This window comes from candidate division WOR-3 bacterium (genome assembly GCA_013177935.1).
In the GTDB taxonomy this organism is placed as follows: domain Bacteria; phylum Hydrothermota; class Tepidihabitantia; order Tepidihabitantales; family Tepidihabitantaceae; genus Tepidihabitans.
Genome location: JABLXZ010000004.1, coordinates 228,960 through 254,165, shown reverse-complemented (window position 1 = coordinate 254,165; position 25,206 = coordinate 228,960). Strand labels below are relative to the sequence as shown.

General features: G+C 52.1%; 27 protein-coding genes. 8 read left to right on the top strand and 19 right to left on the bottom strand.

Annotated features, from left to right (window positions below; translation table 11 throughout):
- The first annotated feature begins 8 nt into the window (after positions 1–8).
- Positions 9–773: a hypothetical protein gene (locus HPY86_07835; GenBank protein ID NPV14822.1), complete on the top strand. Its 765-nt coding sequence runs from the start codon at positions 9–11 to the stop codon at positions 771–773.
- Positions 774–775: 2 nt separating this feature from the next.
- On the opposite strand, the gene HPY86_07830 is transcribed toward HPY86_07835, so the two are convergent.
- Genes HPY86_07830 through HPY86_07820 form a run of 3 tightly spaced genes read right to left on the bottom strand, consistent with a single transcriptional unit; the run spans position 776 to position 5,466 of the window.
- Positions 776–2,014 (bottom strand): MFS transporter, encoded by a 1,239-nt coding sequence (locus HPY86_07830; protein ID NPV14821.1) that lies wholly within the window; start codon positions 2,012–2,014, stop codon positions 776–778.
- Between the two features lie 54 nt (positions 2,015–2,068).
- Positions 2,069–4,804, bottom strand: a complete 2,736-nt coding sequence (locus HPY86_07825) for a hypothetical protein (GenBank protein ID NPV14820.1) — start codon at positions 4,802–4,804, stop codon at positions 2,069–2,071.
- Positions 4,804–5,466, bottom strand: coding sequence for a helix-turn-helix domain-containing protein (locus HPY86_07820; GenBank protein NPV14819.1), 663 nt, complete (start codon positions 5,464–5,466; stop codon positions 4,804–4,806). Before HPY86_07820 ends, HPY86_07825 begins: the two co-directional genes overlap by 1 nt.
- Positions 5,467–5,769: 303 nt before the next feature.
- Here HPY86_07820 and HPY86_07815 point away from each other — a divergent pair, with 303 nt between their 5' ends.
- Entirely contained in the window at positions 5,770–5,973 is a 204-nt protein-coding gene (locus HPY86_07815) for a hypothetical protein (protein ID NPV14818.1), read from the top strand.
- A gap of 130 nt (positions 5,974–6,103) precedes the next feature.
- Here HPY86_07815 and HPY86_07810 read toward each other — a convergent pair whose 3' ends face one another.
- From HPY86_07810 to rpmH, 16 genes are all read right to left on the bottom strand, one after another.
- Complete coding sequence (locus tag HPY86_07810) at positions 6,104–6,394, bottom strand: MTH1187 family thiamine-binding protein (protein ID NPV14817.1); 291 nt, start codon at positions 6,392–6,394, stop codon at positions 6,104–6,106.
- 10 nt (positions 6,395–6,404) lie between these two features.
- On the bottom strand, positions 6,405–6,923 hold the full coding sequence (locus tag HPY86_07805; GenBank protein NPV14816.1) for a ferredoxin:glutaredoxin reductase: 519 nt from the start codon (positions 6,921–6,923) through the stop codon (positions 6,405–6,407).
- Positions 6,920–7,204, bottom strand: a complete 285-nt coding sequence (locus tag HPY86_07800) for a glutaredoxin family protein (protein NPV14815.1) — start codon at positions 7,202–7,204, stop codon at positions 6,920–6,922. The genes HPY86_07805 and HPY86_07800 overlap by 4 nt, the downstream gene beginning before the upstream one ends.
- Positions 7,201–7,395 (bottom strand): hypothetical protein, encoded by a 195-nt coding sequence (locus tag HPY86_07795; GenBank protein ID NPV14814.1) that lies wholly within the window; start codon positions 7,393–7,395, stop codon positions 7,201–7,203. The genes HPY86_07800 and HPY86_07795 overlap by 4 nt, the downstream gene beginning before the upstream one ends.
- Positions 7,392–7,796 carry a Fe-S cluster assembly scaffold protein NifU gene (nifU, locus tag HPY86_07790; GenBank protein ID NPV14813.1) on the bottom strand — a complete coding sequence of 135 codons (405 nt, stop codon included), beginning with the start codon at positions 7,794–7,796 and terminating at the stop codon, positions 7,392–7,394. The genes HPY86_07795 and nifU overlap by 4 nt, the downstream gene beginning before the upstream one ends.
- A 2-nt stretch (positions 7,797–7,798) precedes the next feature.
- Complete coding sequence (locus HPY86_07785) at positions 7,799–9,055, bottom strand: cysteine desulfurase (protein NPV14812.1); 1,257 nt, start codon at positions 9,053–9,055, stop codon at positions 7,799–7,801.
- A gap of 80 nt (positions 9,056–9,135) precedes the next feature.
- The gene (locus HPY86_07780) at positions 9,136–11,274 is read right to left on the bottom strand and encodes a T9SS type A sorting domain-containing protein (GenBank protein ID NPV14811.1); all 2,139 of its coding nucleotides are present in this window, start codon (positions 11,272–11,274) and stop codon (positions 9,136–9,138) included.
- A gap of 550 nt (positions 11,275–11,824) precedes the next feature.
- Positions 11,825–13,582 (bottom strand): arginine--tRNA ligase, encoded by a 1,758-nt coding sequence (gene argS, locus HPY86_07775; protein NPV14810.1) that lies wholly within the window; start codon positions 13,580–13,582, stop codon positions 11,825–11,827.
- Positions 13,583–13,595: 13 nt separating this feature from the next.
- A complete protein-coding gene (locus HPY86_07770) occupies positions 13,596–14,060 on the bottom strand; it encodes a PTS sugar transporter subunit IIA (GenBank protein NPV14809.1) in 465 nt (154 codons plus the stop codon).
- Positions 14,060–14,491: a universal stress protein gene (locus HPY86_07765; GenBank protein NPV14808.1), complete on the bottom strand. Its 432-nt coding sequence runs from the start codon at positions 14,489–14,491 to the stop codon at positions 14,060–14,062. The genes HPY86_07770 and HPY86_07765 overlap by 1 nt, the downstream gene beginning before the upstream one ends.
- Positions 14,488–15,822, bottom strand: a complete 1,335-nt coding sequence (mnmE, locus tag HPY86_07760) for a tRNA uridine-5-carboxymethylaminomethyl(34) synthesis GTPase MnmE (protein ID NPV14807.1) — start codon at positions 15,820–15,822, stop codon at positions 14,488–14,490. The genes HPY86_07765 and mnmE overlap by 4 nt, the downstream gene beginning before the upstream one ends.
- On the bottom strand, positions 15,812–16,354 hold the full coding sequence (locus HPY86_07755) for a hypothetical protein (protein ID NPV14806.1): 543 nt from the start codon (positions 16,352–16,354) through the stop codon (positions 15,812–15,814). Before HPY86_07755 ends, mnmE begins: the two co-directional genes overlap by 11 nt.
- Positions 16,312–17,865: a membrane protein insertase YidC gene (gene yidC / locus HPY86_07750; protein NPV14805.1), complete on the bottom strand. Its 1,554-nt coding sequence runs from the start codon at positions 17,863–17,865 to the stop codon at positions 16,312–16,314. The genes HPY86_07755 and yidC overlap by 43 nt, the downstream gene beginning before the upstream one ends.
- A complete protein-coding gene (gene yidD / locus HPY86_07745; GenBank protein ID NPV14804.1) occupies positions 17,862–18,104 on the bottom strand; it encodes a membrane protein insertion efficiency factor YidD in 243 nt (80 codons plus the stop codon). Before yidD ends, yidC begins: the two co-directional genes overlap by 4 nt.
- Entirely contained in the window at positions 18,085–18,591 is a 507-nt protein-coding gene (gene rnpA / locus HPY86_07740; protein ID NPV14803.1) for a ribonuclease P protein component, read from the bottom strand. Before rnpA ends, yidD begins: the two co-directional genes overlap by 20 nt.
- Positions 18,592–18,624: 33 nt before the next feature.
- Positions 18,625–18,762, bottom strand: coding sequence for a 50S ribosomal protein L34 (gene rpmH / locus HPY86_07735; GenBank protein ID NPV14802.1), 138 nt, complete (start codon positions 18,760–18,762; stop codon positions 18,625–18,627).
- Positions 18,763–18,900: 138 nt separating this feature from the next.
- On the opposite strand from rpmH, the gene HPY86_07730 reads away from it, so the two are divergent.
- The 6 genes from HPY86_07730 to HPY86_07705 are packed head-to-tail and all read left to right on the top strand — an operon-like array spanning position 18,901 to position 25,198.
- Positions 18,901–20,037 carry a trypsin-like serine protease gene (locus tag HPY86_07730; GenBank protein NPV14801.1) on the top strand — a complete coding sequence of 379 codons (1,137 nt, stop codon included), beginning with the start codon at positions 18,901–18,903 and terminating at the stop codon, positions 20,035–20,037.
- A complete protein-coding gene (locus HPY86_07725) occupies positions 20,034–21,401 on the top strand; it encodes an adenylosuccinate lyase (GenBank protein NPV14800.1) in 1,368 nt (455 codons plus the stop codon). Before HPY86_07730 ends, HPY86_07725 begins: the two co-directional genes overlap by 4 nt.
- Complete coding sequence (locus tag HPY86_07720) at positions 21,388–22,512, top strand: hypothetical protein (protein ID NPV14799.1); 1,125 nt, start codon at positions 21,388–21,390, stop codon at positions 22,510–22,512. The genes HPY86_07725 and HPY86_07720 overlap by 14 nt, the downstream gene beginning before the upstream one ends.
- Complete coding sequence (locus tag HPY86_07715) at positions 22,484–23,800, top strand: hypothetical protein (protein ID NPV14798.1); 1,317 nt, start codon at positions 22,484–22,486, stop codon at positions 23,798–23,800. The genes HPY86_07720 and HPY86_07715 overlap by 29 nt, the downstream gene beginning before the upstream one ends.
- Before the next feature lie 2 nt (positions 23,801–23,802).
- Positions 23,803–25,002 (top strand): butyryl-CoA dehydrogenase, encoded by a 1,200-nt coding sequence (locus tag HPY86_07710; protein ID NPV14797.1) that lies wholly within the window; start codon positions 23,803–23,805, stop codon positions 25,000–25,002.
- Between the two features lie 13 nt (positions 25,003–25,015).
- Entirely contained in the window at positions 25,016–25,198 is a 183-nt protein-coding gene (locus tag HPY86_07705; protein NPV14796.1) for a hypothetical protein, read from the top strand.
- Positions 25,199–25,206: the final 8 nt, after the last annotated feature.

Sequence of the window (25,206 nt, the reverse complement as noted above, 5' to 3'; positions counted from 1 at the left end):
GGTGACTTTTGCGGTTTACAGTTCTGATTTTAGCCCTGATTCCGGTTTTGGTTCTGGCACAGGAGGATTCGCTAATCTTTTACGATAGCGGCATCAGTACCACCTGGTGGTGCTCGGACCGGGATTCGTTTGGCGCGGCGGTGCGGTTTACACCTGCCCTGTATCCCTGTGAGGTCCTCGGTTCAAGAGCCGAAATCAACTACAGTGGTGGCAGAGAGATTTATCTCCGGATTTACGACGATGACGGTCCGGACGGAAAGCCCGGAACGATTCTCTATAATGAACTGCGGCTCGATGTGCCGCCGGCACGAACCCCGGGTTTTCGGGACTATGACCTGACACAACCGGTGGTTTTTGACTCCGGTGACTTTTACATTGTCTGGTGGCAGAAGAATGTTTGGGATATGCATTTTTCAACTGATGACCATTTTGATTCCATATCCCGGCAGTGGTGGTTTTTCCCGGATATGGGCTGGGTGACACCGATGGGAATGGATGCGGCGGACCATCTGATTCGGGCAAAGGTGCGTTATGGAACTGGTGTGACCGAGCTGTTAACCGACCAGTTTAATGAGTTAGAACCGCGGGCTACGGTAGTGAAAAGCAGCCGGTTTTTATCCTCAAAGATGGGGACCGAAGGGCAACTGGTAGATGCCACAGGCCGACGGGTGATGAAACTCGGGTCCGGTAGCACTGACCTGAGGCGGTTGAGTTCCGGGGTTTACTTTATTAAGAGCCGTTTCCGGGTGAATAAGTTTGTGGTTGTTCAGTAATTTTAGAGCCGGTGTAATTGCGGTCGGATTGCGGTTACTATTAACAGGGTGGTGAGGACCAAAAGTCCGCTGACAAACAGGGCAAAGGGTGCACCCTTTGCCTGAGCCAGGGCACCGGCAATTAAACTACCAACCGGAAACATACCGTTGAAAAAGATGTTGAATACGCTCATTGCCCTGCCCCGAATATTATCCGGCGAGAGGGTTTGAATCAGGGTGTTGGTGAGGGCGGCGACGCTGGTCTGGCAGAAACCGATGAAGACAAACAGGGCAAGGGCGAGATTGGTGTTGCGGACAAACGAGAGGACAAGAAGCAGGATACCCAACAGGCAGGTGCCGGTGATGAGAATTTTGCCCCGGTGCGGGGTGCGACTTAATGTTGCGAGGGTAAGACCGCCGGTCAGGGCGCCGGCACCCAGCGCCGACATCAAAAAGCCATAACCCCGGGCACCGAGATTGAGCACATCGCGGGCGATTACCGGCATTAAAGGTATGTAACAGATGCCAAACGAGGAGAAGATGCCGGTCATTATCATCAAAAGCCGGATGTCGGGGTGGGACTTTACAAATTTCAACCCGGAACCGACACGATGAAGAAAAGGCTCGTTGGTTTGCGGTGGCGGCGGGGTGTTGAGTTTAATAAAGAACAGGGCGACGATGATGGCAAGAAAACTGAGCGAGTTGAGCGCAAAGCAGACCGCCGGACCGCTGAATGTCAGTATCGAGCCGGCGAGTGCCGGACCAATCAGCCGGGCAAGGTTGAACATAGAAGAGTTGAGGGCGATGGCGTTAAGGACATCTTTTCTTTCGACCAGGTCCGGGACAAGCGTTTGCGCGACCGGCGCGTTGAGTGCAACAAAGATACCGGCAAAACCGGAGATGAGCAGGATGTGGGTGATGGTGATGATTTGGAGCCAGGTCAAGAGGGCAAGGAGCAGGGCAAACAGGGCAAGGGCGGATTGGGTGATAATCATCAGGTTGCGCTTGTTGAACCGGTCAGCAAGGACACCAGCGGGCAGCGAGATAAACCAAACCGCAAGCCAGGACAGGGTCGAGTCGAGCCCGACAAAGAATGGCGAGTTGGTTATTGAAAGGACGAGCCAGCCTTTGGCGGTGTTCTGCATCCAGGTGCCGATAAATGACACCATATTGCCCAGCCAGTAGAGCCGGTAGTTGCGATATTTGAACGCGGCAAAGGTCGCGGTCCAGGTGATGGTGGAGTTTTTTTTGCCTTCCGACATCAAGAGGAAAATTTTACCAATTTTGCTCTATTTGTCCAATTACCAAAAAGGTGGTTAAAATCCGCTCGTCAGGTCGGTGAGTTTAAAACCGAGAGACCAGCGAAAGGCAAGGGGTTTTTCACCGGGTTCGGGTTTGCTCTTCCAAATAGGGAAGTCGGCATAGAGGGGACCCAGTTTGACCCGGATGCCAGCATCAAGGCAGGGCGAGAATAGTTCGCGACTTAAGGAGTTACCAACATTGCCGAGGTCAAAAAATGGTTGCAGTGCCGAAAGGGGAAAGCGAAAGGTGGTGGAGGGAAACAGAATGTGGATGTTGATACCATAGGCAAATTTGCCATGCCGGTATTGACCGTAGTAGCCCCGACAGTTGACATCGCCGTCGTAGTGCCAGTGTTCCTGTCCGGAGGCAAAACCTTCGTAAGCCCAGGAGACAGGCTCGGCTGGTGTGTAAGATAGTCCACCGGAAAGGTAGAACTCCTCCTGGGACGGGGTTGTGCCGAATATGGTGCCGGCAAAAAGCCGAATTGCAACCGGGATGATTTCCGGAATGAAGAGGGTGAAATTTTCGGTAAGGCTGATTTTCGAGTACTGGAACTGGGATAGCAGTTTTTTAATCCCCTGATTGAAAAGCAGTTCACCGTTGAGGTTGATAAGCGGAGATTGGAGATTATGGGCGAGGCGAGCCCGGAGTTCGGCAATGCGGGCAAGTTCCCAGGCACGGGGGTCACGGCCTGAGGAGTCAAGGAGCTCGTAAATTCGATAGCCGAAGTCAAACTCGGTCTGGGGTGGACGCAATGCCGGTCCAAAGTCGTTAAGAAGATACAACCGAACGCCCCGGTCGCGAAAGGAGTTGTCACCAGAGAAGTAAATTCGGGACTTAAACGGGTAAAAAATTATCGGTGTCTGATAGCTGACGCCGGTGTGCCAGTCGGATTTGTGGGAGGCGTAGTTTTGCAGGATAACCCAGTTGTGCTCGCCTTTTAATGGTCCGGTGTCGAGCAACTTTCTACCGGCGAGCCAGACTCCGGGTTGAAATCCGCGATAGCTGTCAAACCAGAACCAGGGTCCATAAAATAGCTGATAGGCGTCGAAACTGGGCAGGGCAAAGATGGGTTTGATTTCCACTCTTCGGGGGTAATGGTTGTTCCAGCGGTTGGCGTCAAGGATTTTTTCGTGCGGGTCGATGACGAGATGGGCAATTTTCTTTTCCCGGGAGAGAGATAGAGAACCGTTTTCCAGTGGTATGGTGTCGATGCGGGATGTGCCATCGGCAAACACGGTTTTAATTTCGACCGGTAAAGGATAAGCATCCTTTGCCGCGATGGATATTTCAGTGTTGTTGTCAGTACGACGAATCTGGCGGATGGCAAAATCGGCTTTGCCGTTTTGGCTGAGAAGCCGGTTTACGATAACCTCTTTTTCCGGTCCAGCGATATGGGTAAGGGATGCGATGAAAGCCGGAGTTGTTGGGTGGAGGTCGCGGTTGAGTTCAAGATAGCGGCGAATCGCTGAGTCGATGCGGGCGGTGCCTATCTCCTTTTCGAGCGATTTCAGCAAAAGGACGGCTTGGGAGGTAACAATTGCATCGGTGGCAAGCGGTTTGGCGACAGGTTGGGTTAAAGATGTGGTCAGGTTGTTGGTGGCGGCGAGGTAAAAGGAGATACGGTGGAGATAGGTGTCCGACAACCCGTTGAGGAACGGGAGAGAAAACGGCAGGTCAAGCAGGGTGTTTTCACCGTAAACTGTTTCAAGGTAGCGGTTAGCGGCATAGGCGGCGATGCCATTGGAAAGGAGCGGATCGCAAAAGGCATCCGGTGCCGGGTTGAAAGAAAAAAACTGCCGGGCGATTTCCTGGGCAAGGGTTTTTTCCCAGAGCCGGGTAAAGGGCAGCGGTTGTTGTCCGATGATGATGAGTCCCGGAGCGGAGATGGGCGTCTGAGTGATGCCGGGCGCGACAACGATGGTGAGTTGCGTCAAGGGAGGTGTGCCAAAGAAATGGGTGAAGACTGTGTTCATCAGACGGACCTGATGGACAATTTGATGAGCACGGGTGCTGAAGTTGCGGGTTAAGAATATATTGAGAGTGGGGGCGGATTTTGAGTCGTTGTAAGAGATGAGGTCCGGAGCGATAACCAATGCGAAGTCGGTGAGGTTTCCTGCCCGGAAACAGTAGAGGGTGTCAGAAAGATTTAAGACCTCTCCATTTGTGGCGACAACACACTTTTCCGGGAGGTGTAGTTTGACTTCGTAGTCGGCAAAGGCACCAGGCGGTGCGCCTTGCGGGTGAAAGTCGCCACGGTGCCAGCCGAACCGGTCAAATGCAACGACCTGGGGGTACCAGCGAGTTAAGATAAAAAAAGCGCCCTTTCTGCCGAAATTGAGTATTAAGTCGGGGATTTGGATTGTGAAAGACAGCGTCAAGGTTATTGACTCTTCAGGGGCAAGGGCGGAAGGCAGAAAGATTTCCATAAATGTTTCGTCGATTTGGAACTTTAACGGTGTATCTTTGTAACGGACATCTTTGATGATAAGCGCACCATGACTCCTTTTTGGTTGCCTTGCCCATTCAAAAGAGCCCTGTTGAATCAGTTCAGTTGCCATTCGGGTTTTGCGGTGTTGGAAGGCGTTAGGGTAGAGGTAAAGGTAAAGCGATTGCTGGGGTACAGAGGAGATATTACGGAAGGTTATCGTAGCACTGCCGGATAACATAGAATGGCGCGGAAGGAAATGGGCATCAATGTTGTAAGATACCGGAGGGTTAACTGCGATTACGAGTAAAAGAAAAAACATCAGGCGGGGGTTTCTGCGCCGAAGATTTTCAGGCAGACCTGTTTGATCTGTTCGAGGATTTGAGGGTCAAGTCCTTGTTTGGTTGCCCGCAGAAAAATTTTCTCAAGCGCGCTGTTCAGCGATTTCTTGTCGGTGCGGAATCGAGTAATCAGGGCACAGACCGAGCGGACAAAGGTGAAGTAGTACCGGCGTTTGATGCCGGTCTGGTGTGATATACGAAGCAGGTCCCAGAGATGGTCCTGCGCAATTTTAACCTGGCGCCAGAACTGTTCGGAAAACAGTTTCTTTTCCTCACTTTCTTCGGGTAGCGACCCACCCCAGGAAATGGCTTCTATTGTAGATTTTGTGGGTGGAATTATCACAGGTTCGGAAGGGGTGGGTTTGCTCTCCGCTGCTGGATTTATTCCAATTGAGGGAAGAACATCAGCGATGTCTTTCCAGGTGGCACCACAAGCGACAAGGAATCCGGTAATGGTCCGTAATGTTGGATTGGGTACCAGCCCCTTTTCTAATCTGAGGATGTACTTATAACCGTGGGTAGGGTTTAAGCCCAGCAGTTCTGCTAGCTTCATCTGAGAAATGCCAGCGTTTATCCGAATCTCTCTGAGCCGAGAGCCAAGGGCAACCAACCCCTGAAGCGCATACTTTTTTGAACCGCTCATTATCTATTTAAGAATAGATATTAATTAACCATTTGTCAAGTTTTGCCTGAAGTTGTTACGAAAATGTGTTTCATTACAGAAAATTAGTGTCTCATTATCGTTAACAATGATATAAGTTAAATATTTTCAAAGCGTTAAAGTTGTTATTCGATGTGTATCATAATTCTGAGTGTATCGCCAGATGAGACAGTTCTGGTTCAAGTTTTGGGAATTGAATTCGTAACTCATTGTAAAATAATTACTTGCTAATATTATTAATTATGGCACAGATGCTGCACATTTTTTCGAATGAGAGGAGGTAAGATGCTGGATACAAGATTTGGTCGGTTGATAGGTTTCTTGGTGGGAATAGGGCTGCTCGTAACCGCGGTGATGCTTTTTCGGTCGCATCGGAGTGATGGAAAAAGAGATGAGGTGGTGCAGTTTGATAACGAGGCGATGAGTGAGGTTTATCAGGAGCGTGTGGAGCAGACCAGGATTATTATGTCGGGCCTGGGTGGTAAATAGAGGTAAAGATGTTGCCATCATTTTGGGTATACGACCAAACCAGGGCGAATGAAGATTGGGTGGCGTTTATTGCCGGGTCATTATGGGATGGCTTAGAGTGGTTGAGATGTGAAGGCGAAGGTGGCTGGGGTTAATCTTTAACCCTGGCCACCTTTTCTTTCATCGTAACCGATTTGTCGCGCCGATCGTCAATTTTAATCGTGGTAACTAAACGGGTGCAGCCCAACGCGGCGAGTGTTTCGTGAATCTCTTTTATCACAGCAAAGATTTTGTCCCAGTCGCCTTCAATACAGGTTCCCATCGGGTTGAGTTCGTAGTTGAGTCCGCTCTTTTTTATAACCTCGAGCGCGGTCCGGACATACTGGCTGACGCTCGTGGAACCAGTTCCGACCGGCACAACGCTAATTTCAACAATCGGCATAACTCTTAATTTACATAAACCGTTCAAACCGGTCCTTTGTTGCCTTGCAAACCGGGCATTTGCCAGGTGGTTCTGGTCGAGCGCAAAGGTAGCCGCAAACTTTGCAACGCCAGACCGGATAGGGAAGGCGGTTCAAGGGTTTTTCAGATTGTTCTGAAGATGTTGGTTCTGAGTAGCCTTCAATCATAAATTTCGCAGGTCGACGTTCCGGAATTGACTTGTGCGGTATTTTACCATTAATCCATTCCTCGCTGACATAAAGGGCGCAGTAGCAGGCGCCAAACTCTTCTAGGTCGGAGTCACGATAATAGCAGGGGCAGATGATATCAATGTCTTTGGACTTTTCACCGAAAGCGATGCGGCACGGGCAGGCGCGATAGCCAAACCGCTTTTCGTTGGTCAATAACCCTTGAATCAGTCTCAAAGTGAACTGTTTGTCGGGATTGAGGTGATAGCCACCTTCTTCGGCTTCCTTGTTCAGTTGTTCGTAGACCTGTATTACTTCCGGTGGAAAATGTTCACCGCTCATTTTATTTCAAGAAGTTCTTTTATCCTTTCTTCGTCAAAACCGACCACGACCGCGTCGTCAATCTGAATCGTCGGAAATGAGACCCGGGGGTTGATTTGCTGAACATGATTTACCACCTCCTCCCGTTCCTTTCCGACACAGAGGTCAACATCAATGTACTCGTATTCAATGTTGTGGCTGTTTAACAAATCTTTGGCACGGCGGCACCAGCCGCAGGTGGAAAGGGCAAATAGCGTTACCCGGTGTTTTTTGTTGGTTCCGGCGACCCGAGTCAGGTTCATCTTTTCCTCCCTTGATTTTCTTTTATCTCTTTGCCGCATTCCGGGCAGGTGCGAGCACCCTGCGGCAATGGTTGATTGCAGTCCGGGCAGTAAACAATCTGTGCGCCGCACGGTTTACAGAAATTTTCTTCTTCAAGAAGCGGCTGGTCGCAATAGGGGCAGCGACAGCCCGTTGTGCGCCTGGCTTTCATTTTTCCCCCTTTGGTTTTTCGGATTCGGGACTACATCTGGACTTGCGCAGGTAGTCCTGGATTGCGGCGTGGAGCGCATCAGCACCGAGGTTGGAGCAGTGGAGTTTATTGGGTGGCAAACCGCCCAGTTCGGCAGCAACCGCCTCGTTGGTAATCTTCAGCGCCTCCTCAATTGTCTTACCCTTCGCCATTTCGCTGACCATTGACGAGACCGCAATAGCGGCACCACAGCCAAAGGTTTTGAATTTCACATCGGTAAGAATCCCGTTTTCAACCTTGATGTAAAAGGTCATCATATCACCGCATACCGGGTTGCCAACTTCTCCAACGCCATCGGGATTTTCAATCTCCCCGACATTGCGGGGGTTACGAAAGTGGTCCATTACCTTTTCTGAATACATAATTATCCTTCTTCTATATTTTCCCTATGTTCGGGCTCGTGTCCAGTTTGGTGTTCTTCATCAACGGTGCCAAACTGGTACGGGTCTTCGCCTTTAAGATAACGGGCGTAAAGGGGTGAAAAGGAACGCAACCGCTCAACAATCGGCGGGAATTTTGCTAAAAAGTAATCAACATCATCATCGGTGTTGTCTTTACCCAGTGTGAGCACGAGCGAAGACTGGGCGATAGCATGGGGCAAGCCAATCGCTAAAAGGACATGGGATGCCTTCAGGGTGCGGGCGGTGCAAGCAGAGCCGGATGCGGCAGCGATGCCCTGGTCATCAAGAGATAAAAGCATCGCTTCACCCTCAACAAACTCAACACAGAGGCTGATATGGCCCGGTAGCCTTTTTTCCGGATGACCCGTAAAAACAATCCGCTCAACCTTTTGGGGCAGTTCGGTGACAATGCGACGGGCAAGCGCCTGCATCTTTTGCGACCACTGGTTGACCTGGTGCTGGCAGATTTCGGCTGCTTTTCCCATACCAACAATTGCCGGAACATTCTCAGTTCCTGCCCGGCGTCCTTTTTCCTGAATCCCGCCTTCAATCAAAGGCACAAGCCTTTTACCCGGTTTCAAATAGAGCGCGGCAGCACCTTTCGGACCGTAAAACGACTGAGCCGAAAACGAATAGGCATCAACCCCGAGGTCGGTTACATCAACCGGCAGTCTGCCCAGCAGCGCAGTGCCGTCCGAATGGACCAATATGTTTTGCTCGTGGCATAGCGCAACAATCTCTTTGAGCGGTTCAATGGTGCCGATTTCGTTGTTGGCGTGCATTATTGTGACAAGGATGGTTTCCTTGCGGAGCGCCTTCTTCAGTGCATCGATATCAACCATTCCGAACCGGTCAACCGGTAGAATTGTATAGTCAAACCCGAGCCGCTTCAGGGTCTTCACCGGCTCAAGAACCGAGAAGTGTTCAATCGCCGATATCACAATGTGATTGCCCCGGGATTTGTTGGCAAGGGCAAAACCTTTGATTGCAAGATTGTTACTCTCGGAGGCGCTGGCGGTAAAGATGATGGATTCGGGTGGTGCGTTAATCAGGCGGGCAACCTGCTGCCGGGCGTGTTCAACCGCCTCCTTTGACTTTTTGCTATACTGATGAAAACTCTGGGGATTACCAAACTCCTCTTTCAGGAAGGGGAGCATCGCTTCCAGCGCTTCAGGCAAAACCGGGCTCGCTGAGGCGTGGTCAAAATAAACCTGTTTCATAACTGTTAGACCTTGAATTAACGATTCCGGGTGCAAAAGGGGCGGGGAGAATAACTCCCCGCCCATCCTTTCTCTTTAACTTAGCGCAGTATAACCGCTTTGGTCTGGGTGGTGTTATTGTTGCGGAACAGTTTAATAAAGTAGATCCCAGAGGAAACCGGCTTGCCGGTTTTATCTCTACCATCCCAGGTTATGCTGCCACCCCTGGCTTGGGTTATATCTTTTACCAGTTTGCCCGAGATGTCGTAAACCTCAAGACGCTGTCCGGTATGGATAACAAGCGGGAGCCGCAACGGATTTGCGAACCGCAAATCACTTATTGGCATACGCTTCTCTTCGGCAACACCAACTTGGTCCGGGCTGAATATCAGGGTGCCATATCTTGCGGCATTGTTCCATTCGGCGCCGGGCATGCGGGTGGGCCAGGTTGCCCAGTAGATGCTGCCAGCGGCAGCAGCGTAAACATAGAACCCGACGGTGTCACAGGTCTGATTTATGTTGTAGTTCCATTTCAGAGTTCCTTTTTGGACCGCCGCCTCGAACTGCAGGTTGCCAGAAGCGGTGCCTGCCCGGGATATGCCGTTTCCGCTTTGCCAGCGCTGCCAGTAGTTGCTGGGAAGGTTTCCCGGTCCAATCAAGGCACGGTAGATGACGGTGTCACCGGTTATCCAGACAAACCAGTGGTTGCCTTCAGATGAGTCAACTGCCCAGGTTCGGGACAGGTTTTCGTCAAGGTAACAGCCAAACTGGTCGTAGTCTTCAATCGTGGTTTTGGCTTTAAGGTCAAGCGCCCAGTAAACTTTGCTGGAATCGTGTTTCACATATAGATAGCAACTACCGGCGGGGCGCGCACCGCTGCCCTGCATATTCAATACATCGGAGATGTCCCACTTCAGGGCGTCAGACCATTCGGCATTCTGGATATTGCCGTCGAGCGTCGGGGTAACAATGGCAAAGGGAGCAACCAGCGTGTCCCGGATTAAGAAGGTTGTTGAGGTGAGACGGGCGGTGTCATTGATACGGTTTTCGTCGTTTGAAAGGTTGGTGAACATTTTTATGGAGTAGTTTGTTCCTGCCGGACCTGCGGTCCAGTTAGGAGAAAAGGAGACCGAATCGGTGGCACCAGGAGCAAGAATTTGAGTGTAGGTGTAGTTTGCGGTGTAGATGCGGGTTCCAGCCGAATCAATCCAGCAGGTGACCGGGAAGTTACTCTGCGGTGCGGTGCCAAAGTTGGTGATGCGGGCGATTGGGGTGATGGTGGTATTCGGGTCAACTATGGAAGTGGGAGATTTTATGGAACTGACACCAATGTCGTTTGTTCCGGACGGGCTATGGACAAGCATCTTGTAAGCCCAGAGGACATAAGCCGAGTTCGTGTAGCAGTAGCCATAACCGTTGTCCGGACCATAGAACCCGATGCCTTCTGCAGTACTACCCACGCCGGCGGGCGGTGTGAATGTAGCAAGAACCTGAAATGTGTTGGCAACGGTATCAAAGGCGCAGTAACAGGCAACATCGCTGATATTGTCATTGAGCCAGAGCCGATTCGGAATCATCCGGTCCAGGGTTAAATCCATTATCCAGCCCACCAGCGGTGCACCGGTGTTGGTTAAGGTTTTTAGCACTGTCCCAGACCGGTCAATAAGGTTAATCCGTGGCGGAGTAGTTGAATTGTCGCCGACCCAGAGCCGGCTACCATCCCAATCCATACCGCGGGTACGATTAGAACCGATAGGACCAATCTGGCGGATGTAAGTTTTTGTGGGCAGATAATAGACATCGATGTGCTCCGAAGGGTAGAACCCGGACACATACAGGGTGTCACCAACCTTGACCGGCGACATCTTGTATTCAACTGTATGACCAATCAGGGAATCAATGACCGCACCGGTCTGCCTGTTGAGTATTCGGACGATATAGGGTAAATCTGCCCGGTTCCAGACGAGAAAGATGGTGTCGCCATAAACCTTTAAGCCGCACAGAGCATCAGAACCACCAATCGGTGCCAGAGGGATTGAGTCGACTTTTATCCAGGATGAGTCGTCCGTGGGTGGAATCGGTATGGTTTTGTGCATTGAGGCGCCGGTAATTAGCGGGGAGATTCTTGACCGGTTAACTTCACCGGAGGCGAACAGGGCGCCAGCTTCTGCGGCGAAGAGCGTTGTAACCGCAACTATCCCGAGCAGGACGCCCACTTTTACTACTTTTTTGTAGAACACGATACCTCCTTTTGAGAGAAATTAACCGTCCGGAAAGCCCTTCTCTCGATGGAACAATCCGGGGCCAGAACCCTTTTAGCCTTTTTTCTGGTCAAGATAACTATACCGACAAAAAAGGTATTGTCAAGAGACGGGCACGCTTTAGCCCATCTAATGCTAACCCACTCTGAAATTATAAACCTGTCGTATTCGGTAATAGGAGACTAAGCTTTAGCCGGGCGGTTGAGCAGAGTTTTGGGTTTAGCAGATGAGTTGCGGTTGGTGTTAAAGTTTGAGTTCGCGGGTGGTGTCAGAGCGGCGAGCGGTTGGGCAGGGGTTTTTGATGCGGTAACTTAAGAGATTGGGGGTTGAGAAGTTAGCCCAAAATGTGCCTGAAAAACGGTAAGACCAACAATTTCCCATACCATTCCCGAGACTACCCCGGGGTTGGGTAGGGAAAATGGGGTGAAGTTGAGTTAAGTTTTTAAATTACAAATTGTTATAAGAAATCAGCCTGTTCTAAGTTGTATACTTTAAAGTATACTTTTCCCGGCTGGGTTTTCGGGCGGATTTACATCCGCTCCATCACTTCGATGCCCAGTAAGCCAAGGCCGGTTTTAAGGATGGTGCCGGTCATTTCAACCAGGGCGAGCCGGGCGAGTTGCAGTTCCCCGGTATCGGCGTTAAGCACCGGGATGCGGTCGTAAAAGGTGGAGAAGTCCCGGGCAAGGTTATAAAGGTGGTTGGCGATACGGTGGGGTTCATAGTTTTCCGCGGCAGAAAGGATGGCATCAGGAAAGCGGGCGATGTCAAGAAGCAGGGCCTGTTCTTCCGGGGCGATGAGCAGGCTGGGGTTGGCGCTTGATAGGTTGGTTGGGGAGGCTTTGCGCAGAATCGAGCGGGTGCGGGTGTAGGCGTACTGGAGGTAGGGCGCTGAGTCACCATCAAGGGAGAGCATCCGGTCCCAGTCAAACACCACATCTTTGCGCCGGTTCTGGGAGAGGTCGGCGTACTTTATCGCGCCGATGCCCACCTTGCGGGCGATATCCGCTTTTTCGTTTTCGGGCAGGTCCCGGCTCATCACAACCTTTTTTGCCCGCTCTATCGCCTCTTTAATGACATCTTCAAGAAGGATGACCCGACCTTCCCGGGTGGAAAGTTTGCCCTGGGGCAGGCGAATTAAGCCAAAGCCGATGTGGATGCAGGGGGTGGTGATGCCTAAGAGTTTGAGGGCGGCGTTGAACTGTTTGAAGTAAAGTTCCTGTTCGTTGCCGACGACATAGAGGATTTTTTCCGGGTGCCAGGTTTTGATACGGTACTCAACGGTCGCAATTTCCCGGGTCGCGTACAGGCTGGTGCCGTCCGACTTCTGGAGGATAAGAGGGACCGTAATGCCCATCTGGTCAAGGGGAATAAGGACAACCGGTTCTTCCGGGTTGACCTCGTCATCGATATTTTTTTCGTCCCGGGGCGGCGTCTGTTTCCGGGCAACACCCATTTGCAATGCCCGGTCAATCACATCCTGCAGAAAAGGGGCGTAAAAACTTTCGCCCAGGGTGACATCAAAGGTGATGCCGAGGAGCTGATAGATTTTTTCAAACTCCTTGAGGCTGAGAAGGACAAACTGCTGCCAGCGGTTACGTGCTTCCGGGTCGCCCTGTTCCAGCCGGCGGAACCAATCCCTTGCCTTGATTTCAAGTGCCGGGTCCTGTTTTGCCTTCTGGTGGAACTGGACATAGAGGTCAAGGAGGTGCAGGGTCGGGTTCTGGTTTAGCTGGGTTTCGTTTCCCCACAGTCCGTAGGCGGCAAGGAGTTTGCCAAACTGGGTTCCCCAGTCACCAAGGTGGTTGTCACCAATAACCTGATAGCCGAGATAGGAGAGGATGTTTTTTAACGCCTGACCGATAACGGTGGAGCGGAGATGGCCCACCGAGAACGGTTTGGCGATGTTGGGTGAGGAGTAGTCGATTACGACGGTTTTGCCTTTGCCCAGGGTAAAACTGCCGTACTTATCCGGTGCGGCACAGTAGTCGGCAAAAACGGCACAGGCGAACCGCTCGGGATGAAATTTTAAGTTGATGTAGCCATTGAGCGGTTTTGCCGAGGCAAACAGCGTGGCGCTGAGGTCAAGGCGCGGGCTGATTGCGGTTGCCAGTTCGTTCGGGTTTTTGCCGAGGGTTTTTGCCAGCCGGAAAACCGGGATGGCGAGGTCGGCTTGGACACCCGGGACCGGGGCGCGGATTTCGTCCGGCGCGATGGTGTAGCCCAGTTGATTGAACTTTTCTATCAAAAGTTGGCGGGCGCGGAAGAGCGTGTAGGTAATTTCCATCGCAGCGGCGGGTTTAATACCGTTCGTAACGCTCGATTATTGAATAAACCTCATCCACGGTTTGGGCTTTGGTGAGCCCGTTCCGTACCTCGTCGCGGCGCAACAAACTGGACAGTTTGGCAAGGGTCCAGATGTATTCCCGTTTCATCGTCTCTGGTGAGGCGATGAGAAAGATGAGATGGGAAGGCTTACCGTCCAGGCTGGAAAAGTCAACACCGGTGCTGGAACGGCCAAAGGCAAGGACGGTGCTGACCGCGGCGTTGGTGCGGGCATGGGGAATGGCAACACCAAAGCCGATGCCGGTACTCTCTAAGTTTTCCCGGCGCAGGATGGCGCTGACAAATTGCGCCTCATCGGTGACAAACCCGGCTTGCACAAGCGGGGCGGCGAGTTCTTTAATTGCCGCCTCTTTTTCTTTGGCGTTTAGTTCGAGAATAATAGCCGAACGGGGAAGAAGTTCTGAAACCTTTTTCAGCATCAATCCTCCTTACTATTTCCCGCAAGGGCGGGGATTTTTTTTACAAACACTACTGGCTGGGGTGACTGTTTGATGATTTCAACGGGAGAAAACGGACCATCGGCGCCGACCACGACCAGGTCCGGGTTGTAACTGGCGAGGATTTCACGAAATCGCTCAAGCGGTTCGCCCGGTTCAAAGAGCAACGATATCCGGACATCCTGGGCAAACGCCTCGTCCTCAACCTCATAGAGGAGTTCCCAGGCTTCTTCCTCTTTTTTGGTGTCTGTTTTCTGTGCCCGGGTTCGGGGAGTTGCCGGTTTTCCTTCCGGGGGCAGGACATAGAGGGCATAGACCCGAGCCGATAGGCGCTGGGCAAGGTTTATCGTCCAGGTGGCGGCAGCGCGTGCCGCCGGGGTGTGGTCAAGCCAGAGAAGAATCTTTTCCATCATTTGCCAACACAGAAGTTTTCAAAAATTCGGTTCAGGAGTTCTTCGCTGGTGAGCGGTCGGTCAATCTGGTTCAAGGCGTCAAGCGCAAAACCGATTTCAACGCTACGGGTTTCGAGGTTGGAACTCAAAAGGCTGGCGCAAAGCCGGTCCCGGCAGGTAATAAGCGCCTCAATTTGACGCCGGGTGATGACCGGACAGGTTGTGCGGATAGGAGAGGCGGAAAGATGGCGGACGAGCGCCCTGCGCAATCGGTTGATGCCGGTGCCGGTTTTGCAGGATAGGGTAATTGCGGGAGCGGGCAGGAAATGGTTATCAAGATGACGGTTGAGGTCACTCTTGTTGATAATATAAATTTTAGGGAAATTTTCGGTCAAGGCAAGAATTGACCGGTCCTGAGGTTGTGCCGGCTGAGAGCCGTCAAATACGACAAGGAGGAGGTCGCTGTTTTTAAGGGCGACTTCGGTTTTGCGGGTGCCGAGTCGGGTTAATGGGTTTCGGGTTTTCGGGTCAAAGCCGCAAGTGTCAATAAGCCGGACCAAAATACCGTTGATGGTGGTTGTGGCGTCAAGATAGTCACGGGTCGTGCCCGGGAATGGGCTGATGATTGCCCGTTCTTCACCCAGAAGGCGGTTAAACAGACTGGATTTGCCGACATTGGGACGGCCAATGATTGTTACCCGCGCCGGTTCCAGTAAAAAGCGGTTGCGTTCTGCCTGAGAGATTGCCTGGTTAAGTTGCGCGATGATTTCTTTGGATTTTTTATTGAGCCCGGTTTCGTCGGTCTTTTCTTCTTCATCAAAACCGAGGAGGTATTCGGTTAGGGTGTAGAGTTCGCGTATCTTTTCTCCGAGTTCGTTGACCAGCCGGCTGGTCGCGCCCTGATATGCGGCGATAAGAGAACGGTGCGCGGGCAGGGTCTGGGCATAGACGAGCGCGCCCAGCGCCTCAGCCTGAGAAAGGGTGAGTTTGCCGTTGAGCACCGCCCTACGGGTAAACTCACCGGGTTCGGCAATACGACAGCCATAACGCTGGCAAAGGCTGGTAATCAGGTCAATAATCAAGGGGCTGCCATGGCAGGAGATTTCCGCAAGGTCTTCGCCGGTGTAGGAGCGGGGTTTGGGGTAAAGGGTTATCATCACATGGTCCACCGGTTGGCCTTTTTCATCTTTGAGCCAGACCAGTTTTAAGGTCGGACCGCGCCTTTTTTCTAATGGAAAATCGGGCACAAGCCGGCGCAGGACAGACCAGGTGTCTGGTCCGGAAAGCCGAATTACCGCCAGGGCGCTGACCCCAGGCGGAGTTGCCGGGGCGACAATTGTGTCAGACCGCATTCAGTTTTTGCGGTCCGGTTTCAACCGGTGCAATCACGACGTTACGCCGCGGTCCGGTACCGACCGCATAAACCCGCACTCTGGGCATATCTTTTAACGCTTCCTGGACAACATTCTGCTCTTTCTCGGTAAGGAAGTCCAGTGCCATCTCGCGTCCGGTTTCCATAACAATCTTGGCAACGGCGAGCGCCTTTTTGCGCAGGAAGTTGTCCCGGCGCTGGCGATAACCGGCAACATCAACGAGAATTGGCGCGACATCAGGAAACTCCCGGCGGACAATGGTACGAACCAGGTGCTGCAGTGCCTTCAGGGTTGAGCCCCGGCGGCCAATGAGTATTGCGCTGGCACGTTTGGTTTTGATGTTTGCGAGATAGCCCTGCTCGTCCCGGGTCACTTCGACGCCGGCACGAACTCCAAGGTAACCGATAAGTGTCTGCACGACTCGAGTAATCCGCTCCATTTCAGCGGAGTTTGTCTTTTCGGTGTCTTTTACTTCACCCCCAGATTCGGGGACTTTCTGATTTTCTGCCATATATTACCTCCTTTGGTTGCGATTACACTCTCCAGAATCGAGAGGATATTATAGATAAACCAGTACAACTGCAGACCGCTCGAAAGGTTTAAGAAGATAGCGGTGATGAAGACCGGAAAGATGATAGTCATCGCCCAGTTCCGTTTATCGGTTGAGGTCAGAAGGTTCTGGGCGATGAATGATATTCCCATCAGGATGGGCAAAAGACCAATGGCAAACCCACCGATGAGCGGCACCCCATGGGGTATGTGACCGAAAAGGGTGTCGGGCTGGGACAGGTCTTTAAGCCAGAGCAAAAAGCCGGCACCGCGCAGTTCGATGAAGTTGCGCAACACCGCGTAAAGGGCAAAGAAGACCGGCATCTGGACAAGTAGGGGCAGGCAACCCGAAAGCGGGTTGACTTTGTAGAGCTGGTACAGGCGCATCGTCTCCTGATTGAGCATCTGGGGGTCGTCCTTATACTTCTTTTTCAGTTCCTCAATCTTGGGCTGGAGGAGCTGTAAGTTACGCATCTGTTTTAACTGGGTGCGGGACAGGGGATAGAAAATCGCTTTCATCAGGATTGAGAATATGACGATTGCCCAGCCCCAGTTGCGCACCAGTTGATAGAAGAGCCGTAAGAGATAAAGGATGCCCAAAGCGATTGGTTTGAGCCAGCCCAGACTGACAACATTCTCAAATCCGAGATGGAAGGAGCGCAACCGGTTGTATTCAATCGGTCCGGCATAGACAAGGAAGCGGGCACCGTTTGCGGATTTTACCGGCGCGATAAAGCCAATCCGGTTGTCGGCAAGCGGTTCAGCCCGAACCGAGTCGAAATTACCGGTCTGGTTTACTATGGCAAGGAAGAAGTATTTGGACTTTAAGCCAACCCAGTCCGCGGTGGTAAAAAACGGTTTTTTGCGTAGTTGCCCCGAGGAGATTTGACTGATTTTGCCGGCGGTGCGGGCGTAGAAATGGAAGTTGGCAAGGTCTTCTTTGACCTCCTTCTCGGTTGTTGGAATGCCAGCCCGGGCATCAAAGGTCAGGGTGCCTTCAGGCGGCAAGCCCTCAAAGTGAACAAGGATGGTGTAATCTTTTCCCAGTACCAAGGTCTTTTTCAACTGCCCCTGAGGCAGATTGTAGGTGAAGGTTACCGTGGATTCGGTCTGAATGAGGGTTGCGGGCAGGTTAAGCAGTTGGGTGTTAGCGAGCAGGGTGCTGTTTTCCGGAACCAGTTGCACCTGGTAGCGTTTAAGATAGCAAGATTTGAGCGCACCGCCCCGGCTGGTGAATTCGACCTGCAAAAACTTGTTTTCAAGAAGAGCGGTGGTTTCGGCAACCGGGGTATCAACAGGCGGTGCGGGCGCGAGGGCAACCGTTTCCCGGGGTGCAGGTTGGACCGCGGGCTGGGTTTGAACTGTATCGGGTACAGGTGCGGGTCTCGGTCTTTTGGGCAGAATCATCGGGTAGAAGATGAGGATTAAGACGATGATTACAAAGCCGATTAGCATTCGTAGGTTGTCGTTCACTTTTTAACTCCTTTTATTTCTTTTTTCTCGGGTACCGGGTCATAGCCACCAGGTGAAAAGGGGTGGCAGCGTAAGACCCGACGGACAGCAAGCACGATACCTATACCGGCGCCGTGTTTTTCCAGCGCCTCCAGCGCATAATGGGAACAGGTCGGATAAAACCGGCAGGAGTTAGGTAAAACGGTGCCGAGCGTCCACTGATAGAGCCGAATAAGGAGTTTAAGCAGCGTTTTGAGCATTACCGCTCCTCGGTTTAGGAACAAACGGTTTTGTTTGGTAGGTGGTGTCCGGCAAGGTGACACCCTCCCCTTTGTTCCCTCCTGTCAAGGGAGAAGAAGAGGTGCGGGATTCGGTCAAGGTAGAGGAAGGAGTGTAAGTGGCGCGGGCAAGGTTCTGCAGTTCCTGTTTTAACTGGTGAAAGTTGAGCCGAGCCGCATCGGGCTTTACCTGAATTAGATAGTCAAACCCCGGAGCAAACCAGTCTTTGTTACGGCGGTAGATTTCCCGGAGCCAGCGTTTGAGCCGATTGCGGACCACCGCACCTTTGATTCGAGAACTTAAATGAATGGCAACGCGGCGGGGAGGAAGAGTTGCCTGGTTATTTGATGGTTGATGCCGGAAGCGGAGGGTAAGGGTAACACCGGCTACCCTTTTGTCCGAGCGCAAAATTGCCGCAATCAAGCGGCGACCCCGGACAATCTCCTCTCGCTTCAGGCTCTCGCGCATAAATCAAGATGTGCCTTGCGGGCACCGGTCGATTCATACGGTCAGACGATGACGACCCTTACGCCGGCGATTGCTGAGCACCCGTCTGCCACCGACCTTTTTCATCCGGGCGCGAAAGCCGTGCGTGCGCTTGCGACGAATCTTTGACGGTTGATAAGTTCTTTTAGGCATAATTTTATCCTATAGCCGATTATAGGAAACTTTTCATCTGAGTCAAGTTAAAAAGGGTGGTTTTTAACCGGCGATAGACAAAGTGATGTCCAAACTTCTATTCTTGACGATGGAATTTCAATCGGTAAACTCATTTTTGTGAAAAGTTTGGCTTTCAGAATAGTTTTACTGGTCGGTTTGATTTTCCCAGTTTCCTGCGGGGCGTTACCACAGGCACCTACCGGTAACCAAAAGGTTTCTCCGGCAACGGTTCAGGAGGATGTTACCCGTTCCCGGGTGAATGCGATTGTTGTTGCTGCCCGGAATGTAAGTCCAGCGGTGGTTTCGGTTGTTGTTACCCAGACCCGGGTGGTGAGTTATGAGCCATTTGACATCTTTGGGTTTGACGACTTCTTTCGAGACTTTTTCCCCCGCCACACATTCCGTCAGGAGATTAAGTCGATGGGTTCGGGTGTGATTGTTGACCAGAAAGGTTATATTGTCACCAATGCCCATGTTGTGACCAATGCCACCCGGATTAAGGTGACGCTGCCCGACAACCGCAGTTTTGACGCGGAACTGGTGGCACTGGACCCGGACCGGGACCTGGCACTTTTGAAAATACCCGGAGAAAATTTGCCGGTTGCGACGCTCGGCAATTCTGATGAGCTGATGACTGGTGAATGGGCGATCGCGATTGGCAACCCGTTCGGTTTTCTGATTGAAGATGCCCAGCCCACGGTTACGGTTGGGGTGATTTCTGCTTTGCATCGGGACATTAAGTCGGGAAGGGGTGATGCGGTTTATACCGATATGATTCAGACCGATGCGGCAATCAATCCGGGAAATTCTGGAGGTCCGCTGGTCAATGCCCTGGGCGAGGTAATCGGGATTAATACTTTTATCTTCTCTCATGCCGGTGGTTCAGAAGGGGTGGGTTTTGCCCGACCGATAAATGAGGTGAAGCGGTTTATCAATGAGGCGCTGGGTCAGGCATCAGCCGATTATGAGAAGTTTTCCACAAAGATTGGGGCGGTGGTTGCGGATATCAATCCCGCACTGCGAACCCGGTTTGGTATCGCCCATAAGAAAGGGGTGGTGGTGGTTGAGGTGAAGGGTAACAGTATCGCCGAGAAGATTGGTTTGATGCCGGGAGATGTGATTCTTTTGAGTAATGGGAAGGTGGTGGATGGGGCGCGCACTTTTAAGGAGCGGCTGGAACGGCGGTTGAATTTTATCGACCTGGTGATTGACCGCAAGGGTGAACAGTTAAGGGTTCTGTACCAGTTACAATGAGTACGAGATATTCAACCCCAGAAATGGCAGAACTGTGGAGCGAAGAGGCAAAGTTTGCCTCCTGGCTTGAGGTTGAGAAGGCGGTTGCGATAGTTCAGGGAGAGATGGGGATTATTCCGAAGCGCGCAGCAAAAGAAATCCAGCGTGCCAGTTTTAAGGTCAGGGAGATTGAGCGGTTTGAAAAAATCACCAATCACGATGTAATTGCCTTTACCCGGAGCGTTGCCAAGAGCATTGGCGAGTGGGGGCGGTATGTCCATTATGGACTCACCTCCTATGATGTTGTTGATACGGGACTGGCGTTGCGGTGCCGTCGTGCCTGGGAGATTGTGCTGGCGGCGCTTGATGAGTTAAGAAGAACCGTTGCCCATCTGGCACTGGAGCATCAGGACACGCCAATGATGGGCAGAACGCACGGGGTTCATGCCGAGCCGATTACCTTCGGTTTGAAGTGTCTTTCCTGGCTGGCAGAAATTGAGCGGGGTATTGAGCGGGCGCGCCGGGAAAGGGAAGAGATAAGTTACGGTAAGATTTCCGGTGTTGTTGGAGCCTATACGATACTGCCGCCGGAAGTAGAGAAAAGGGTGCTGAAGCGTCTTGGTTTGAAGGTTGAGCCGGTTTCAACACAGGTTATACCCCGGGACCGGCACGCATCAACCATCCTTGCCCTAACGCTGATTGCGGCAGGGCTGGAGCGTATCGCCACCGAAATTAGAAACCTGCAGCGTACCGAGATTGGCGAACTAGGAGAACCGTTTGGGAAAACCCAGGCAGGGTCCTCAGCGATGCCCCACAAGAAAAATCCGATTATCTGCGAGCGTGTCTGTTCTCTGGCGCGGATTATTCGGGGCTACGCCCTGGTGGCGCTGGAGAATATCGCTTTGTGGCATGAGCGGGATTTGACCAATTCAGCAGCGGAGCGAATAACCATCCCCGAAGGTTTTACTCTGGTTCATTACTGTTTGCGGCAGATGAATAAGGTGCTTGCCGGGCTGGTGGTAAACAAAGAAAAGATGAAAAGGAATTTGCTTCTTTCCGGCGAGACATTTTTCTCCCAGTCATTGCTCTCGGCGCTGGTTGAGAAAGGATTGAGTCGCACCCGGGCATATCGGTTGGTTCAGCGCCTTGCCTTTGAAGCAACAGAGCAGGGAGAACGGTTCACCGACCGGGCGCGCGCGAATAAACAGGTGCAGAGGTTCTTGACTCCGAAAGAGTTAGACCGGGTGTTTGACATCAGGGAGCTTTTGAAAAATGTTAAGGCGGTATACCGGCGACTCGGGCTTTTGCCGGACAAAATAGGGGAGAAGAAACGGTCAAAGTTAAAATTGGGCAGGGCAGGCGGTCTGCGGTATGGTTTTAACTGACGGCTCGCGTCTGATAATAGAGTCACTTGCCCGGGCTGGTGCTGATGTTTTTGTCGGTTATCCCATAACCCCGGCAAATCTCCTTTACCGATATGCGATTATGAGGTTTCCGGCGGCGCTCAGCGCGCCTGATGAAATTACCACGATGCAGTGGCTCTGTGGTTTTTCTGCCACCGGGCTTTTACCTGTTACCGCGACATCATTCCCCGGTTTTGCCTTGATGCTCGAGTCAATCAATATGGCGTATATGATGGAGTTACCGGTTGTTGTAGTTCTGGCACAGCGGCTTGGTCCGGCAACCGGTTCAGCAACTGCGGGCGCTGATGGTGACCTGTTGCTTTTACGTGGAACGATTTCCGGGGGGCATCCGTTACCGGTGATTTGTATCAACAGTCTGGAGGATTGCTGGACGGTTCCGCCGCTGGCGCTGGCAACTGCAGCCAGTCTGCGAACGCCGGTTGTGCTTTTGACCACCAAAGAGATTGTGATGACCCAATGCAGTTTTGACCTCAAAAAACTGCCGGAAGTGCAGCCGATATCACGTCCCGGGTGTCCTGATGTGGAACATTATGAACCTTATGCACCAGGAGCAGACCTTGTTCCGCATTTTCTGCCGGTTGGTAATACTCTTCACCAGGTTCGGTTGAACGCTTCAACCCACAACCAGCAGGGCATCATTCAGCATCTTTCTGCTCCGGGGCTGGAAAATACCGCCCGGCTGGAAAAGAAGATGTACGCCAACCTGAGCCGTTACACAAGATACAGCCTTGATGAGGAAACGGGTGCTGACACCTTGATTGTTGCCTGGGGGAATGCGGCGCTGGCAGCACGTGAGGCGGTTAAGTTGCTTCGCAGTAAAGGGAAAAAGGTCTCGCTGCTTTTACCTAACACTTTGCTGCCGGTGCCGCCTGAGTATCTTGACATCATTTCCCGTTATCCCCGAGTTGTTGTTGCCGAGGAGAATCTATCGGGTCATTTCCGGACCGTTCTGTTCGGTGTGCAGGGACGGGACGGTGTTGTTGGCGTGAACTCGCTGGGGAAGATGATTGCACCCGAAGAGATTGTCGATAGGGTGATGGAAAATGGTCGAGTCGCCTTTTTTATCTCCTGAACCACTGCCGTTTTGTCCGGGCTGTTCGCACCATTTGGTAGTTCGGCAAACCGCCAAGGCGCTCACCCGGCTCGGGCTGAAGCCACTGGAGGTGGTTCTGGTCACCGACATCGGCTGTCATGGCATCGTTGACCCGTTTTTCCGCACCCACACGGTTCACGGGCTCCATGGCCGTTCTTCAGCGCTGGGCGCGGGAATTGCTGCGGGACTAAAAAAGGGTAAGGTGGTCGTTTATATGGGAGATGGCGGGGCTTCAATCGGCATTCAGCATTTGATTGAATGTGCCCGGATGAACTTCCCGCTCACGGTTCTGGTGTTGAACAATATGCTTTACGGAATGACCGGCGGTCAACCAAGCTCTCTTACACCCTGCGGTTTTAAGACCCCTTTGCGCCCGGAGGGGAAACTGGAACCTCATTATGACCTGTGCCGAATTGTTCATAGCGCGGGTGCGGAATATGTAAGCCGCCTCAATGGAACAGGTGATTTTTCTGACGGTCTGGTCGAGGCTTTTTCAGTACCGGGTTTTTCTCTGGTGGAGGTTGTGGAAATCTGCACGAGTTACGGTTTGAGGTACAATCCCGGGCAGAAAACAGAGGCGCTTGCGCAAAATGCCGGGCTGGAGTTTGGTGTCTGGCGCAATCCGGCAAAACCGGTCCTACGGTTAACATTGGACACCAACCGGGCTTCGCTTTTAGACGAGGAGCCAATTACCCGGCAATGGACGGCAAAAGTTGAGAATCGGCTGGGCATCTTACTTGGTGGTTCGGCAGGCGGTGGGGTGCAACAAGCCGCTGAGTTGCTGGCAAGAGCAGCGATTGTCAGTGGTCTTTACAGTACCAAAAAGGGTACCTATCCGGTAACTGTTGGCACCGGTTACTCAGTAGCCGAGGTTGTGATTGACCGGCAGCCGATACTGTATACCGGTATTCAAACTCCCGATGTGGTGGTCGTTGTTTCTCAGGATGGACTTTCCTATACAGAAAAGTTGTTGAGCAAAATGAGCCAGGGGTTGTTGATAATCGATGAGTCGTTGACCTTGCCGCCGAGCGGAGCAAAGGTGATAACTCAGCCCTTTGTTAAGATGGCTGGGGCAAAAAATGCAACACTGCTCGCGCTGCTTTACTTTTTAAAAAGCACGGGTACCTTTCCGGTTGAGGCGCTTTTGAACCAAATTAAAAATGCGAGCCGGGGCGGAGCAGAAGTTGCATCCCGGCTGGAAGTTCAATTAAGTGAACTTACCAAGGAAGAAGAGCACAGAAGCGCAGAAGAGCATAAGGAGGTATAATGATAGATTTCACAATTACGGAAGAACAGCAGGCGGTTGCTACACTCGCCCGCAACTGGGCGCAAAAGGAGGTAAAGCCCAATATAAAGGAATGGGATGCCCGACATGAGTTTAACCGGGACATCCGCCGCCAGATGGCGGAACTGGGGCTCTTAGGTCTGACAATACCATCTCGTTACGGTGGTACCGGACAGGACTATATTGCGCTGGGGCTTGCCTGTGAAGAACTGGAGTATGTTGACACATCTTTACGGGTAATTCTTTCGGTGCACATCGGTCTTACCTCGCTGACACTTCTTACCTGGGGTAGTGAGGAACAGAAGCAGCGGTTCCTTGTTCCGCTGGCAAAGGGGGAGCGATTAGGGGCGTTCGGTCTCACCGAGCCGGGTGCGGGTTCGGATGTGGTCGGGTTGAAGACCTGGGCGCGTAAAGACGGGAACCGCTACATCATCAATGGCGAGAAAACCTGGATTTCGCTCGCCGATGTTGCTGATACATTTCTCATTTTTGCCTGGACCGACCTCGAAAAGCAGAAACGCCGGGACCACTCGGGAATATCGTGCTTTATTCTCGAACGGGGGATGCCAGGGCTAACAACCTCGACAATTAAAGGAAAACTGGGCGTCCGCGCCGGCAATACCGGTTCAATTGCAATGATGGATGTTGCGGTGCCTGAGGAAAATATGCTCGGCCTGCCAAATGAAGGGTTCAAAATTGCAATGTTTTCCTTGGACCAGGGACGCTACACCGTTGGTGCTGGTGCAACCGGTTTAATCCGTGCCTGTCTTGATGCTTCGGTTGAGTATGCCAAGACCCGGTACACATTTGGCAAACCGATTGCCGAGCACCAGCTGGTGAAGGAGATGATTGCTGAGATGGCAATGGATTACGAAATTGCCCGGCTTCTTTACCTCAAAGCGGGCTGGGTGAAGAATCAGGGAAGGCCCGGAACCCGGGAAACCTCAGCGGCAAAGTTTTATGCCTGCGCCGCCTCAGAAAAGGCGGCAAGTAATGCCGTACAGATTTTCGGTGCCTATGGATTTTCGGACGAGTATCCAGTGGAGCGGTTCTATCGTAACGCCAAAGGTGCCCAGATTTACGAAGGGACGCGCGAGATTCACAAACTGCTTCAAGCAGACTATGTGCTGGGATTGCGGGTTGACAAACCCTTGCGCTGTCCGTTGCCGAAGCCCGAGGTGTAAAACGGAGGTGTAAATGCCGGTCGTGTTTCTTAAATCGGGGGGAAGTGCGGTCTGTGGCGGATACACGATTAAAGAAGGTGTCGTGAAGATGGTCGATGTGACCTTTAAAGATGCGGGTGTACCTGAGGGCAAAGAGAAACAGCCTGAGGCGATTGTGTCGCTCGCCAATGTGCTTTACATAATCCCCGGGCAATAACCGCAGCA

Excerpts from the sequence above, each read along its gene's own strand:
- HPY86_07830 (NPV14821.1), bottom strand. The coding sequence starts at position 2,014 with ATGTCGGAAGGCAAAAAAAACTCCACCATCACCTGGACCGCGACCTTT.
- HPY86_07825 (NPV14820.1), bottom strand. The coding sequence starts at position 4,804 with ATGTTTTTTCTTTTACTCGTAATCGCAGTTAACCCTCCGGTATCTTAC.
- HPY86_07820 (NPV14819.1), bottom strand. The coding sequence starts at position 5,466 with ATGAGCGGTTCAAAAAAGTATGCGCTTCAGGGGTTGGTTGCCCTTGGC.
- HPY86_07815 (NPV14818.1), top strand. The coding sequence starts at position 5,770 with ATGCTGGATACAAGATTTGGTCGGTTGATAGGTTTCTTGGTGGGAATA.
- HPY86_07810 (NPV14817.1), bottom strand. The coding sequence starts at position 6,394 with ATGCCGATTGTTGAAATTAGCGTTGTGCCGGTCGGAACTGGTTCCACG.
- HPY86_07805 (NPV14816.1), bottom strand. The coding sequence starts at position 6,923 with ATGAGCGGTGAACATTTTCCACCGGAAGTAATACAGGTCTACGAACAA.
- HPY86_07800 (NPV14815.1), bottom strand. The coding sequence starts at position 7,204 with ATGAACCTGACTCGGGTCGCCGGAACCAACAAAAAACACCGGGTAACG.
- HPY86_07795 (NPV14814.1), bottom strand. The coding sequence starts at position 7,395 with ATGAAAGCCAGGCGCACAACGGGCTGTCGCTGCCCCTATTGCGACCAG.
- nifU (NPV14813.1), bottom strand. The coding sequence starts at position 7,796 with ATGTATTCAGAAAAGGTAATGGACCACTTTCGTAACCCCCGCAATGTC.
- HPY86_07785 (NPV14812.1), bottom strand. The coding sequence starts at position 9,055 with ATGAAACAGGTTTATTTTGACCACGCCTCAGCGAGCCCGGTTTTGCCT.
- argS (NPV14810.1), bottom strand. The coding sequence starts at position 13,582 with ATGGAAATTACCTACACGCTCTTCCGCGCCCGCCAACTTTTGATAGAA.
- HPY86_07770 (NPV14809.1), bottom strand. The coding sequence starts at position 14,060 with ATGCTGAAAAAGGTTTCAGAACTTCTTCCCCGTTCGGCTATTATTCTC.
- HPY86_07765 (NPV14808.1), bottom strand. The coding sequence starts at position 14,491 with ATGATGGAAAAGATTCTTCTCTGGCTTGACCACACCCCGGCGGCACGC.
- mnmE (NPV14807.1), bottom strand. The coding sequence starts at position 15,822 with ATGCGGTCTGACACAATTGTCGCCCCGGCAACTCCGCCTGGGGTCAGC.
- HPY86_07755 (NPV14806.1), bottom strand. The coding sequence starts at position 16,354 with ATGGCAGAAAATCAGAAAGTCCCCGAATCTGGGGGTGAAGTAAAAGAC.
- yidD (NPV14804.1), bottom strand. The coding sequence starts at position 18,104 with ATGCTCAAAACGCTGCTTAAACTCCTTATTCGGCTCTATCAGTGGACG.
- rnpA (NPV14803.1), bottom strand. The coding sequence starts at position 18,591 with ATGCGCGAGAGCCTGAAGCGAGAGGAGATTGTCCGGGGTCGCCGCTTG.
- rpmH (NPV14802.1), bottom strand. The coding sequence starts at position 18,762 with ATGCCTAAAAGAACTTATCAACCGTCAAAGATTCGTCGCAAGCGCACG.
- HPY86_07725 (NPV14800.1), top strand. The coding sequence starts at position 20,034 with ATGAGTACGAGATATTCAACCCCAGAAATGGCAGAACTGTGGAGCGAA.
- HPY86_07720 (NPV14799.1), top strand. The coding sequence starts at position 21,388 with ATGGTTTTAACTGACGGCTCGCGTCTGATAATAGAGTCACTTGCCCGG.
- HPY86_07715 (NPV14798.1), top strand. The coding sequence starts at position 22,484 with ATGGTCGAGTCGCCTTTTTTATCTCCTGAACCACTGCCGTTTTGTCCG.
- HPY86_07705 (NPV14796.1), top strand. The coding sequence starts at position 25,016 with ATGCCGGTCGTGTTTCTTAAATCGGGGGGAAGTGCGGTCTGTGGCGGA.